Source organism: Streptomyces sp. NPDC020996 (assembly GCF_040641355.1).
Lineage (GTDB): Bacteria > Actinomycetota > Actinomycetes > Streptomycetales > Streptomycetaceae > Streptomyces.
In genome coordinates this window covers 61,139-74,723 of sequence record NZ_JBFADM010000001.1, presented here as the reverse complement: position 1 = coordinate 74,723, position 13,585 = coordinate 61,139, and the positions used below count along the sequence as shown (strand labels likewise).

Here is a 13,585-nt window from a genome sequence, read left to right as displayed (position 1 = left end):
GGGAAGCGCTGTGCACGGATTGGCCGGTGCACGCCGTCGTGACCGCGCGGCGTCGTGACCGCACGGCGTCGTGACGCACGGCGACGTGACCGCACGCCGTCGTGACCGCACGCCGTCGTGACCGCACGCCGTCGTGACCGCACGGCGCGGGGCGCGCGGCACCCGCGCCGGGGCCGCGCGACGCGTCCGTTGCGCCGCACGGGTGGGCTTGCGCGCCGCCGCCGCCGTGTCGCCCCGCTCTGCTGAACCCTTTCCTCTTCAGTGGCCATACATCTGATCAGCTCCAAATACCGCCAATCGTGATCGGAACCGGCGGTCCACCCCCGGAGGTAGACGTGATGTCCCACGACGGCGTCGGACTGCGTGCGGTCATGCGCTCGGTCGCCTTCCTCACCGCGGGCACGCTCGCGGTATCCACGCTCGCCGGCTGCAGTTCCGGGGAGGAGGTCAGCAAGCCCCTGGCCGGGCAGGACATCGCGCCCGCCGGCCGCGCCGCGATCGCCGACGGCGGCACGCTGCGCTGGGCCGTGGACGACCTGCCGGAGACGCTGAACACCTTCCAGTCGGACGCCGACGCCACCACCACCCGCGTCGCCCAGGCCGTCCTGCCCGCCATGTACCGGCTGGACGCGGCGGGGCGCCCGCAGCGCGACGCCGACTTCCTGGAATCCGCCAAGGTCGTCGACACCGAGCCCAAGCAGGTCGTGCTGTACAAGCTCAACCAGCAGGCCGTCTGGAGCGACGGCCGCGAGATCGGCGCAGCCGACTTCGCCGCCCAGTGGCGCGCCCTGTCCGGCAAGGACAACGCCTACTGGACGGCCCGCAACGCCGGCTACGAGCGCATCGAGAAGGTCGAGCGCGGCGCGAACAACCTCGAGGTCAAGGTCACCTTCGCCCGGCCGTACGCCGACTGGCGGTCGCTGTTCTCGCCGCTGTACCCGAAGGACGTCATGGGCACCCCGGACTCCTTCAACGACGGGGCCCGCCGCAAGCTCAAGGTCACCGCCGGGCCGTTCGCCGTGAAGAAGGTCGACCGGAAGAACGACCGGATCGTCCTCACCCGCAACCCGCGGTGGTGGGGCGCTCCCGCCAAGCTCTCCGAGATCGACCTGAAGGTCGTACCGCGTGACAAGCGCGCCGCCGCGCTGGCCGCCGGGAAGCTCGACCTGGCCGAGATCGACCCCTCCGCGGCCGGGCAGATCACCGCCGGAGCGGCCGGCACGAGCGCATCCCCGGGCACCGGCGCCTCCGCGCACAAGGGCGCCTCCCAGGGCACGGGCGCCTCGCCGCACAGCGGCCCCGGCGGCCGTCGCGCCGGCACCAGGGCGGAGCGGCGGCTGAAGGCCCTGCGCGCCTTCGAGGTCCGCAAGTCGCTGGAGCCCGCCTTCACCCAGCTCGCCCTCAACGGCGCCGAGGGCCCGCTCGCCGACGAGCGCGTCCGCCGGGCCGTGGCCCGCGCGCTGGACCGCAAGGCACTGGCCGAGGCGGTGCTGAAGCCGCTCGGGCTGCCCGCGGTGCCGGTCGGCAGCCATGTCGCGCTGTCCGGGCAGGCCGCCTACGCCGACAACAGCGGCGCGCTGGGCAAGGAGGACACCGCCGAGGCGCAGGCGCTGCTGTCGGACGCCGGCTGGGTGCCCGGCGGGCCCGTCAAGGCCAAGAAGAAGGAAGACAAGGAAGACAAGGAAGAGAGCGGGGAGAGCGCGGAGAGCGCGGAGAAGGAAGAGGACAGCGGGAGCGCCGGTGCCGGCGGGAAGAAGGCCGGGCACGCCTCCGAGTCCGCGAAAGCCGACGACGGGGCGGACACCGGCGGCGAGGACGACAAGGCGGGGCGGGAGAGCGACCCGGCGGAGGGGAAGTCCGCCGGCAGCACCGAGGACCCGAAGGACCACGAGCACCCCGCCGGGGACGCCGCCCGGCGCCTCGCGCAGGAGGGCGGGCAGTACCGGCACCCCGGGCAGGGCAGCGCGCCCGGCGCCTACGCCCCCGAGGGCACCGCCGCTCCGGGGGGCACCGCGGTCAAGGCGCTCGCCAAGAACGGCAAGCCGCTCGTGCTGCGCTTCGTGCTCCCCTCGGGGGCCGGCTACGGGACCCTGCGCGCGGTGGCCGACCGGATCAGCGGCATGCTGACCCGGGTCGGCATCCGCACCGAGATCAGCAAGGTCTCCGAGGCGAGCTACTTCAAGGACCACATCGCCGCCGGCGACTTCGACCTCGCCCTGTGGTCCTGGCCCGCCTCCGCCTTCCCCGCCACCGACGCCCGGCCCATCTACGCCAAGCCGGTGCCGGCCGCCGACGGCTCCCTGAACGTCGAGCAGAACTACACCCGCGTCGGCACCGACCAGGTCGACCAGCTGTTCGACGAGGCCGTGGCGACGCTCGACGACAAGGAGCGCCGAGGTCTGCTGCGCAAGGCCGACTCCCGCATCTGGGCGGCGGCCGGGTCGATCCCGCTCTTCCAGCGCCCGCAGCTGACGGCCGCCCGCAAGGGACTGGTCAACGCCGGAGCCTTCGGTTTCCAGACACCGGTCTTCGAGGACATCGGCTTCCTGAAGGAGGGCCTGAAGACCGACGCGAAGGTCTCTCCGAGCCCCTCGCACAGCTGAGCCGCGCGGCCCTGCGGCGGCCTTCGCCGCGGGGCCACGTACCATGGGGTGAGGCCGTGGCGTGTCAAGCCCGGCAGGGCCCGCGTAACACAGACGTTCGCGCAGGCCGTCCTCACACTCCGGGAGAACGCCGCAATAATGGCTGTGTCCGCAACACGTCACGACATCCGCAACGTCGCCATCGTCGCCCACGTCGACCACGGGAAGACGACCATCGTCGACGCCATGCTCAAGCAGGCGGGTGCCTTCGCCGCGCACCAGCTCGACCAGGTCGACGACCGCATGATGGACTCCAACGACCTGGAGCGTGAGAAGGGCATCACGATCCTCGCCAAGAACACGGCGGTGAAGTATCACCCCAAGGACGGCGGGGAACCCATCACCATCAACATCATCGACACCCCCGGCCACGCCGACTTCGGCGGCGAGGTCGAGCGCGGTCTGTCGATGGTCGACGGTGTCGTGCTGCTCGTCGACGCCTCCGAGGGCCCCCTGCCGCAGACCCGCTTCGTGCTGCGCAAGGCGCTGCAGGCCCGCCTGCCCGTCATCCTGTGCATCAACAAGACGGACCGCCCGGACGCCCGCATCGACGAGGTCGTCAACGAGACCTACGACCTCTTCCTCGACCTGGACGCCGACGAGGACCAGATCGAGTTCCCGATCGTCTACGCCTGCGGCCGGGACGGCATCGCGTCGCTGACCAAGCCGGAGGACGGGACCGTCCCCAGCGACTCCACCAGCCTGGAGCCGTTCTTCTCGACGATCCTGCAGCACATCCCGGCGCCGACCTACGACGAGTCCGCCCCGCTCCAGGCCCACGTCACCAACCTGGACGCCGACAACTTCCTCGGCCGTATCGCGCTGCTGCGCGTCGAGCAGGGCGAGCTGCGCAAGGGCCAGACGGTCGCGTGGATCAAGCGCGACGGCTCGATCAGCAACGTCCGCATCAGCGAGCTGATGATGACCGAGGCGCTCACCCGCAAGCCCGCCGAAGTGGCCGGACCCGGTGACATCTGCGCCGTCGCCGGCATCCCGGACATCATGATCGGCGAGACCCTCGCGGACCCCGAGAACCCGATCCCGCTCCCGCTGATCACGGTCGACGAGCCCGCGATCTCGATGACCATCGGCACCAACACCTCGCCGCTGGTCGGCCGTGGCGGCACCGGCAAGGGCGCCGACGCGAAGTCGGCCGTCAAGGACCGCAAGGTCACCGCCCGCCAGGTCAAGGACCGCCTCGACCGCGAGCTGATCGGCAACGTCTCGCTCCGCGTCCTGGACACCGACCGTCCCGACGCCTGGGAGGTCCAGGGCCGCGGTGAGCTCGCGCTCGCCATCCTGGTCGAGACGATGCGCCGGGAGGGCTACGAGCTGACCGTCGGCAAGCCCCAGGTCGTCACCAAGGAGATCGACGGCAAGACGTACGAGCCCGTCGAGCGGATGACGATCGACGTGCCCGAGGAGCACATGGGCGCGGTCACGCAGCTCATGGGCGTGCGCAAGGGCCGGATGGACAACATGTCCAACCACGGCTCGGGCTGGGTCCGCATGGAGTTCGTGGTCCCCTCGCGGGGTCTGATCGGCTTCCGTACCGAGTTCCTCACCAGCACCCGCGGCACGGGCATCGGCCACTCCATCCACGAGGGCTTCGAGCCCTGGTTCGGCACCCTGCAGACCCGTAACAACGGCTCGCTGGTCGCCGACCGCGCCGGCGCCGTCACCGCGTTCGCGATGACGAATCTCCAGGAGCGCGGCGTGCTGTTCGTGGAGCCCGGCACCGAGGTGTACGAGGGCATGATCGTCGGCGAGAACTCGCGCTCCGACGACATGGACGTCAACATCACCAAGGAGAAGAAGCTCACCAACATGCGGTCTTCGACGGCCGACGTGGCCGAGTCGATCGTGCCGCCGCGCAAGCTGTCGCTGGAGCAGTCGCTGGAGTTCTGCCGCGACGACGAGTGCGTCGAGGTGACCCCGGAGGCCGTTCGCATCCGCAAGGTCAACCTGGACCAGCGGGAGCGTGCCCGCGCCGCGAGCCGCGCCAAGCACGGCTGAGCCGACGGCCGGGCCGGCGTCCTCGCCGCACCCTCCGAGCCCGGGTGCCCCCATCTTGGGGGCGCCCGGGCTTTTTGCAACCGGTTTTCGCGCGCCAGGTGTCCGAAATGCGGAGATCACTGCCCGATAGCCATGTAACAAGTCCGTTTCGCGGCCTTCTCGTCCCGAACCGTTTGTCCAGAATTCGGAAGAAGTATGCGCGAGCTGTGACTGAATTGAGATTTAAAGACAGTGGTTCGGCCGTCGGCTCATGGCAGATAGTTAGCCGCGTAGCGCTCGGGTCGATGGGTCTCGCTGTGGGGACAGCGGTGACTCACGAGAGCACCAGGGGGTGTCTGACCCTTCGTCAGGGGTGACGGAGGACAGGCGTGGGCCCTCAATCGTCGGTGAGCATGTGCAGTCACGAGGAGGAGCCCCATGCGCGGTGTCACGAGCACCAAGTGGGACAGGTCGACAGTCGCCCGCAACTGCTTCACCGCATACTCCAGTTCTCTCTGAGGATTGCGCCGGCCGCTCACCGCGTGGTTACGCTACGCGCGTCCGGCTGCGGCTTCCCCATGATCCGGTCCGTGACCGCGCACATCCCGCGGCGGTCGGCGACCCGGTACACCCACACCTGTGAAATGGGCCAACTGTGACCAGTCCTATCGACGTTGAAGGCGGCGAGGCGTCGGTCGTCGTCGACGGCACCCCGCAGCCTCACGCCAAGGCCGAGGCCGATCAGCTCGAGGGGCGTTCCCCCGGCCGGCTGATGTGGATCCGCTTCAAGCGCGACCGCACGGGGGTGATCTCGGCCTGCGTCGTGGCGTTCTTCTTCGTCATCGCCGCTGCCGCGCCGCTGATCTCGAAGCTGTACGGCAAGGACCCGTACACGATCTACGCGGACGAGCGCCCCGAACTCTTCGACAGCGCGGGCGTCCCGGTGCAGCCCAACGGCGGGATCAGCGGCGAGTTCTGGTTCGGCCTCGAACCGGGCAACGGCTACGACGTGTTCACCAAGCTGATCTACGGCATCCGCACCTCGCTGATGATCTCGGTGGCGGTGACGCTCGCGGTCGTGCTGACCGGCATCCTGCTCGGTGTGACGGCCGGTTACCTCGGCGGCAAGGCCGACTACGCGATCGGCCGCCTCATCGACTTCCTGCTCGCCTTCCCCTCGCAGCTGTTCTTCATCGCCAGCATGCCGGTCGTCGTCTCACTGTTCGTCAGCCCGCGTGACGAGACGCCGACTTACGTGCGCGTGGTCGCGCTGATCGTCGTCCAGTGGGTCCTCGGGTGGATGAGCCTCGCCCGTATCCTGCGCGGCACCACACTCGCCCTGCGCGAGCGGGAGTTCATCGAGGCGGCCCGGGTGAGCGGAGCGTCTCCGTGGCGGATCATCCGCAAGGAGCTGCTGCCCAACGTGGTGACGCCGCTGCTGGTGCAGACGACCTACCTGCTGCCGAACTTCGTGACGATCGAGGCCGGCCTGTCCTTCCTCGGCGTCGGCATCGTCGAGCCCACGCCCGACTGGGGCCAGATGTTCTCCAAGGCGTCGACCGAGCTCGTGCTGCAGAACGACATCACGTACATGTTCTTCCCCGGCGTCTCGATGATCATCTTCGTCGTCGCGTTCAACTTGCTCGGGGACTCGGTCAGGGACGCCTTCGACCCCAAGACGGCGCGCTGACCGACAGATTGTGGGCGTCCTCGCCCCGGATACCGCACGGCCGAATTCGGCACTGGTGATACACAGATGGGTGGAAACTGAGTGATGAGTAGGGGCGGACGCCACGCATACGCCGCTTTGTCCGTGCTCGCGGCGGGGGCACTCGTGCTCACCGGTTGCAGCAAGGGCGGAAGCGACACCGGCAACAACGACAAGAAGAACGAGGAGAACGCCAAGCGGCAGCAGTCGTCGATCAAGTTCGGCGACGCCGCGGCCTCCCAGGGTCCCGCGGCCGAGGTGAAGGGCGCCAAGGCTGGCGGCACGATGGAGGTCCTCCAGCGTGACAGCTTCGCCCACCTGGACCCGGGCCAGATCTACGTCTCCGACGAGATGGCGCTCTCGCAGCTGATCCACCGCGGTCTCACCGGCTACAAGGCGACCGGCGACGACGGCAAGTCGCACGAGGTCGTCGGCGACCTCGCCACCGACTCGGGCACCACCACCGACGGCGGCAAGACCTGGAAGTACACGCTCAAGGACGGCATCAAGTTCGCCGACGGCACGCCGATCACGTCCAAGGACGTCCGCCAGACCTTCGAGCGGCTGTTCGCGCCCTTCATCAACCAGGGCCCGAGCTACATCCAGCAGTGGCTGGCCGACTCCACCGACTACCGCAAGCTGCTGAAGGACGGCCCGTACAAGGGCAAGCACCTGCCTGACAGCATCATGGAGACGCCGGACGACAAGACGATCGTCTTCCACTTCAAGACGGCGCACCCGGACCTGCCGTACGCGCTCGCCATGTCGGGCTACTCCGTCGTCTCCGCCAAGAGCGACACGAAGGAGAAGTACGACAAGAAGCCGATGACGAGCGGCCCGTACAAGATCCAGTCGTTCAAGTCGGGCAAGTCGATGGTGCTCGTCAAGAACACCAACTGGGACCCGAAGACGGACCCGATCCGCCACCAGTACGTGGACCAGTTCGACATCCAGTTCAACCAGCAGTACGAGCAGTCCACCAAGGCGCTGCTGGCCGACACCGGCGCCGACCAGACCGGCGTCAGCTTCAGCAACGCGGTCGACGCGGGCAACCTGTCCAAGGTGCTCGCCGACCCGAAGCTGAAGTCCCGCATCGTCTCCGGCTACCAGCCGTACGTCGGCCAGATGAACATCAACATGAGCAAGCCGGAGCTCAAGGACATCAACGTCCGCAAGGCCATCGCCTACGCGCTGCCGGTCACGCCGTTCGTCCGCGCCTACGGCGGCACGGACGCGATGGAGGTCGCCGGCGGCCTGCTCAGCCCGACCGTCAGCGGCTACGACGCGGCCTTCGACCCGTACGGCAAGAAGAAGAAGCCCGCGGGCGACCCGGCCAAGGCCAAGGAGCTGCTGAAGAAGGCCGGCAAGCTCAACATGAAGCTGACCTTCGCCTACATCAACACCCCCGAGGGCCAGCAGTACTCGACGGCCATGGCGGCGGGTCTGAAGAAGGCCGGCTTCAACGTCCAGCGCCAGGAGATCCCGGCCGAGTCGTACTACGACCAGGTCAGCAAGGTCGACAACAGCTACGACATCTTCCACACCGCGTGGGGCGCTGACTGGCCGTCCGCCTCGACCGTCCTCCCGCCGCTGTACGACGGCAGGCTGATCGCCGACGGCTCGCAGAACTACTCGCAGGTCAACGACTCGCACGTGAACAGCGAGATCGACCGCATCAACAAGATCACCGACCCGGTCAAGTCCGCGGCCGAGTGGGAGAAGCTGGACAAGTACCTCCTCACCAAGGTGGTCAACGAGGTCCCGACCGCCTACTACAAGCAGACCCAGATCGCCGGCTCCAAGGTCGGCGGCCTCGTCTACGACGACGTGATCGGCGGCCTCGACCCGCGTCGTCTGTTCATCAAGTAACCACCGTCCGACCGGTACCCGGTGCGTGAGCCCCACGAGGGCGACACCGCACCGGGTACCGTCCGGCCCGCCGACGTCAGAGAGCTGCCCCTGTCATGCTGCGCTTCCTCGTCCGCCGGACCCTCGGTGCCGTCGTCATCCTCTTCCTGTTGAGCATCGTGGCATTCGTGCTGTTCTTCGGGATGCCCCGTGACCCGGCGCTGCTGATGTGCGGCAAGACGTGCACCAAAGCGAACATCGAGAACATCCACCACGTTCTCGGGCTCGACAAGTCGATCCCCGAGCAGTACTGGATCTTCCTGCACAACCTCTTCCTGGGCAGCAGCGACTTCGCCCAGGGTCCCTGCCCCGCCCCGTGCTTCGGGTACTCGTACCACACCAACGACCAGGTCTGGTCCACCCTGACGGACCGTCTGCCCACCACCGTCTCGCTGACGATCGGGGCCGCCGTGGTCTTCCTGGCGGTCGGCCTGGGCACCGGCATGCTCGCCGCCTGGAAGCGGGGGAGCATGCTCGACAAGACGGTCACCGCCGGGTCGATGGTGCTGAGTTCGATGCAGATCTACTTCCTCGGCCCGCTCGCGCTCGCGGCGCTGGTGTACCAGTCGCACATCTTCGACAAGCCCGCGTACAACGAGTTCACCAAGGACCCGGTCACCTGGTTCTCCGGACTGATCATCCCCTGGGTGGTGCTGTCCACCATCTTCGCCTCGCAGTACACGCGTATGGCGCGCTCGTCGATGATCGAGCAGCTGCAGGAGGAGCACGTCCGCACCGCCCGCGCCAAGGGCATGTCCCGCAAGTACGTGTTCTTCCGCTACGCCTGGCGCGGTTCGCTGATCCCGATCGTCACCATCTTCGGCATCGACCTCGGCTCGCTGCTGGGCGGCGCGATCATCACGGAGTACACCTTCGGCCTGCCCGGAATCGGTCATCTCGCCGTGGAGGCCGTGCAGTTCAGCGACCTGCCGCTGCTGCTCGGCGTGATGCTCTTCTCCGCCGCCATGATCCTGCTGTTCAACATCCTCGTCGACGCCTGCTACGCCTTCATCGACCCGCGCGTGCGGCTGTCCTAGGCCGTCTTTAGGAGCACAGTCGTGACCACTCTGACCAAGGAAGCCGGAGCACCCGTGCCGGCCGACGCGGGCGCCTTCCTCTCGGTGCGGGACCTGCACGTCAGTTTCAAGACCGAGGACGGCGTCGTGAAGGCCGTCAACGGGCTCTCCTTCGACCTGGAGCGCGGCAAGACCCTGGGCATCGTCGGCGAGTCGGGATCCGGCAAGTCCGTCACCAACCTGACGATCCTCGGGCTGCACAACCCGATGTTCACCACCGTCGAGGGCGAGATCCTCCTGGAGGGACAGGAGCTGACCACCGCCCGGGAGTCGGAGCTGGAGAAGCTGCGCGGCAACAAGGTCGCCATGATCTTCCAGGACCCGCTCACCGCGCTGTCGCCGTACTACACGGTGGGCCGGCAGATCGCCGAGCCGTTCATCAAGCACACCGGGGCCTCGAAGAAGGACGCCTGGGACCGTGCGGTGGAGATGCTCGGCAAGGTGGGCATCCCCAACCCCAAGGAACGGGCGAAGGACTACCCGCACCAGTTCTCCGGCGGTATGCGCCAGCGCGCGATGATCGCCATGTCCCTGGTGTGCGACCCGGACCTGCTGATCGCCGACGAGCCGACGACCGCCCTGGACGTCACGGTCCAGGCGCAGATCCTGGACCTGCTGAAGGACCTCCAGCAGGAGTTCGGCTCGGCGATCATCTTCATCACGCACGACCTCGGCGTCATCGCCGACATGGCCGACGACATCATGGTGATGTACGCGGGCGGCGCGGTCGAGCGCGGCACCACCAACGAGGTGCTCCGGTCTCCCCGACACCCCTACACCTGGGGCCTGTTGAACTCCATGCCGCGGCTGGACGCGGATCTCGACGCGCCCCTCACGCCGATTCCGGGCGCCCCGCCCTCGCTGCTCACCCCGCCCTCAGGCTGCCGGTTCCACCCGCGCTGCACCTTCAAGGACCGGGTGGGCGGCAACCGCTGCGTCACCGAACTCCCGCTGCTGGGCCCCGACCGGGCGTCCGCCTGCCATCTCACGGCGGAGCAGAAGCGCACCATCTTCGTCGAAGAGATCAAGCCCCGTCTGGGCTAGGAGGACCACGCCATGACAGAGGACCTCGTCCTCCCCGCGCCGCGGGAGACCGGCACCGACGCGGCCGGCGACCCCCTCCTGGTCGTGGAAGGGCTGACCAAGCACTTCCCGATCAAGGGCGGCTTCCCCGTCCGGCGCACGGTCGGCGCCGTGCAGGCGGTCGACGGCATCGACCTGACCGTGCACGTCGGCGAGAGCTTCGGCCTGGTGGGGGAGTCGGGCTGCGGCAAGTCGACCACGGGCCGGCTGATCACGCGCCTGATGGAGCCGACCGCCGGGAAGATCTCCTACCGCGGCCAGGACATCACCCACGCCAGCCGCAAGCAGCTCGCGCCCATCCGGTCCGAGATCCAGATGATCTTCCAGGACCCGTACTCGTCGCTCAATCCCCGCCAGACGGTCGGAAAGATCATCTCCGGCCCGATGGAGATCAACGGGATCGAGCCCGACGGCGGCCGCGAGAAGCGCGTGCGCGAGCTGCTGGAGATCGTCGGCCTCAACCCCGAGCACTACAACCGCTTCCCGCACGAGTTCTCCGGCGGCCAGCGTCAGCGCATCGGCGTGGCACGGGCCCTCGCCCTGGAGCCCAAGCTGATCGTCGCCGACGAGCCGGTCTCCGCGCTCGACGTGTCCATCCAGGCGCAGGTCGTCAACCTGCTCCAGAAGGTGCAGCGGGAACTCGGCATCGCGTTCCTGTTCATCGCCCACGACCTGGCCGTCGTACGGCACTTCTCGCAGCGCGTCGCGGTGATGTACCTGGGCAAGATCATCGAGGTCGGCGACCGCGACTCCATCTACACGCGCCCCCGCCACCCCTACACCCACGCCCTGCTGTCCGCCGTGCCCGAGGTGAGCCTCTCCGAGGAGGCGGACGACAGCGGCGGCCGGGAGCGCATCCGGCTGGCCGGTGACGTGCCGTCCCCCATCTCCCCGCCGTCCGGCTGCCGGTTCCGCACCCGCTGCTGGAAGGCGCAGGACAAGTGCGCGACCGAGGAGCCCCCGCTGGTCCGGCTCTCCGGCAATCGCGACGGGCACCTCACGGCCTGTCACTTCCCGGAGGAGCCGACGATCGAGGCGCGCGAGCAGGACATCGTGCTGGACCCGGCGCTCGCCGCGCTCGAGGAGACCGGCGACGAGGAGAAGTGACCGCGAGGAGAAGTAACCGCGAGGAGCGGTAGCCGCGAGGAAGAGCGGCCGCGAGCAGGAGCGGCCGCGAGCAGGAGCGGCCGCGAGCAGGAGCGGCCGCGAGGAGAAGTGCCTCGTGAGTGACGTGAGGGCCCGCGCCCGGGTGGAGGGCGCGGGCCTTCGTGTTCCCGGGGGACCGGACGTCCGTGGGCTCGGGTCGATGGGCCGTGAAGGTCCGGTTCCGTGAGGGCGGCCGGCTGAAAGGGGAGTGCCGGAACCGCCGCCCCCGGGTCTGTGATGAGACGCGGGACCGGAGCGCGTGGTTCCCCCTTCGCGGGCGGCCATCCGGATGGCCCGTCACCCCGAACGGTGGGGTGCGTGTGCGCCGTGGGGTGTTTGCGCCGATATTGGCCGGTAACGGATCGGCGGCCCCGAGGAGGCACCCCATGCGTGGAGTCACGCGCGCCGGACGGGCCGCCGGTGTCGCAGCCGGCGCGGCGGCCGTCGCACTCGCGGCGACCGCCTGCGGGAGCGGCGGGGACGCCGCCGGCAGCGCGGTGCTCAGCTCGTCGTGGGGCGATCCGCAGAACCCGCTGGAGCCGGCCAACACCAACGAGGTGCAGGGCGGCAAGGTCCTCGACATGATCTTCCGCGGCCTCAAGCGGTACGACCCGAGGACCGGCGAGGCGAAGGACATGCTCGCCGACAGCATCCGGACCCCGGACTCACGGACCTTCACCATCACGGTCAAGGACGGCTGGAGGTTCAGCAACGGCGAGCCCGTCACCGCCAGGTCGTTCGTCGACGCGTGGAACTACGGCGCGAGCCTGCGCAACAACCAGCGCAACGCCTACTTCTTCGGGTACATCGAGGGCTACGACAAGGTCCACCCCGAGGACGGCTCCCGGCAGAGCGCCGGCACGCTCTCCGGGCTGAAGGTCACCGGCGACCGCACCTTCACCGTCCGGCTGACCCAGAAGTTCTCGTCGTTCCCGGACACCCTCGGCTACGTGGCCTTCGCCCCGCTGCCCCGGGCGTTCTTCGACGACCACGCCGCGTGGGTCAGGAAGCCGGTCGGCAACGGCCCGTACACCGTGCGCTCGTACACCAGGGGCGCGCAGATGTCCCTGCGCCGGTGGGACGGCTACCCCGGCGCGGACAAGGCGCGCAACGGCGGCGTCGACCTGAAGGTCTACACCGACAACAACACCGCCTACACCGACCTGATGGCCGGCAACCTCGACCTGGTCGACGACATCCCGGTGGCCCAGCTCAAGAACGTCAGGACCGACCTCGGCGACCGCTACCTGAACACCCCGGCGGGCATCCTCCAGACGCTCGCATTCCCCTTCTACGACGCAGCCTGGAACCGGAGCGGCTCGGAGAAGGTCCGCAAGGGCCTGTCCATGGCGATCGACCGCAGGCAGATCACCGACACGCTCTTCCGGAAGACCCGCACCCCGGCCACCGACTGGACCTCGCCGGTCCTCGGCACGGAGGGCGGCTACCGGGCCGGACTGTGCGGGGAGGCCTGCGAGTTCAAGCCGGACAAGGCCAGGAAGCTGATCCGGGAGGGCGGCGGGCTGCCCGGCGGCCAGGTCAGGATCACGTACAACGCGGACACCGGCTCGCACAAGGAGTGGGTGGACGCCGTGTGCAACTCCGTCAACAACGCGCTCGGCAAGGACAAGGCCTGCGTCGGCAACCCGGTCGGCACCTTCGCGGACTTCCGCGACCGGATCGTGCGGAAGAAGATGCCGGGGCCGTTCCGGGCCGGCTGGCAGATGGACTATCCGCTGATCCAGAACTTCCTCCAGCCCCTCTACTACACCGACGCCTCCTCCAACGACGGCAAGTGGTCGAACAGGCGGTTCGACGGGTTCGTCGACCGGGCCAACGCCGAGACCGGCTCCGCCCGCGCGATCGGCCTGTTCCAGGGCGCGGAGGAGACCGTCCGCGACAACATGGCGGCCATCCCGCTGTGGTACCAGAACGGCAGCGCCGGCTGGTCGGACCGGCTGTCGAACGTCTCCCTCAACCCGTTCAGCGTCCCCGTCTACAACGAGATCAAGGTCGGCTGAGCGGCC

At 68.8% G+C, this 13,585-nt stretch carries 8 protein-coding genes; all 8 read left to right on the top strand.

All coding sequences use genetic code 11. The features are described from left to right. Positions 1-338: 338 nt before the first annotated feature. Positions 339-2,603, top strand: coding sequence for an ABC transporter family substrate-binding protein (locus AB0G63_RS00365; RefSeq protein ID WP_360741817.1), 2,265 nt, complete (start codon positions 339-341; stop codon positions 2,601-2,603). Positions 2,604-2,741: 138 nt separating this feature from the next. Continuing rightward, the gene (typA, locus tag AB0G63_RS00360) at positions 2,742-4,658 is read left to right on the top strand and encodes a translational GTPase TypA (RefSeq protein ID WP_360741814.1); all 1,917 of its coding nucleotides are present in this window, start codon (positions 2,742-2,744) and stop codon (positions 4,656-4,658) included. A 634-nt stretch (positions 4,659-5,292) separates the two neighbouring features. Further along, positions 5,293-6,327 (top strand): ABC transporter permease, encoded by a 1,035-nt coding sequence (locus AB0G63_RS00355; protein ID WP_360741811.1) that lies wholly within the window; start codon positions 5,293-5,295, stop codon positions 6,325-6,327. Positions 6,328-6,411: 84 nt separating this feature from the next. Beyond that, a complete protein-coding gene (locus AB0G63_RS00350) occupies positions 6,412-8,214 on the top strand; it encodes an ABC transporter substrate-binding protein (protein WP_360741808.1) in 1,803 nt (600 codons plus the stop codon). 95 nt (positions 8,215-8,309) lie between these two features. Next, positions 8,310-9,290, top strand: a complete 981-nt coding sequence (locus tag AB0G63_RS00345; RefSeq protein WP_360741805.1) for an ABC transporter permease — start codon at positions 8,310-8,312, stop codon at positions 9,288-9,290. A 21-nt stretch (positions 9,291-9,311) separates the two neighbouring features. Continuing rightward, positions 9,312-10,373, top strand: a complete 1,062-nt coding sequence (locus tag AB0G63_RS00340) for an ABC transporter ATP-binding protein (RefSeq protein WP_360741802.1) — start codon at positions 9,312-9,314, stop codon at positions 10,371-10,373. A gap of 12 nt (positions 10,374-10,385) precedes the next feature. Then, the gene (locus tag AB0G63_RS00335) at positions 10,386-11,519 is read left to right on the top strand and encodes a dipeptide ABC transporter ATP-binding protein (RefSeq protein ID WP_360741799.1); all 1,134 of its coding nucleotides are present in this window, start codon (positions 10,386-10,388) and stop codon (positions 11,517-11,519) included. A 425-nt stretch (positions 11,520-11,944) separates the two neighbouring features. Then, positions 11,945-13,579, top strand: coding sequence for an ABC transporter substrate-binding protein (locus tag AB0G63_RS00330; protein ID WP_360741796.1), 1,635 nt, complete (start codon positions 11,945-11,947; stop codon positions 13,577-13,579). The last annotated feature ends 6 nt before the right edge of the window (positions 13,580-13,585 follow it).

Coding starts and splice junctions, on each gene's coding strand:
- AB0G63_RS00365 (WP_360741817.1), top strand. CDS start 339: ATGTCCCACGACGGCGTCGGACTGCGTGCGGTCATGCGCTCGGTCGCC.
- typA (WP_360741814.1), top strand. CDS start 2,742: ATGGCTGTGTCCGCAACACGTCACGACATCCGCAACGTCGCCATCGTC.
- AB0G63_RS00350 (WP_360741808.1), top strand. CDS start 6,412: ATGAGTAGGGGCGGACGCCACGCATACGCCGCTTTGTCCGTGCTCGCG.
- AB0G63_RS00345 (WP_360741805.1), top strand. CDS start 8,310: ATGCTGCGCTTCCTCGTCCGCCGGACCCTCGGTGCCGTCGTCATCCTC.
- AB0G63_RS00335 (WP_360741799.1), top strand. CDS start 10,386: ATGACAGAGGACCTCGTCCTCCCCGCGCCGCGGGAGACCGGCACCGAC.
- AB0G63_RS00330 (WP_360741796.1), top strand. CDS start 11,945: ATGCGTGGAGTCACGCGCGCCGGACGGGCCGCCGGTGTCGCAGCCGGC.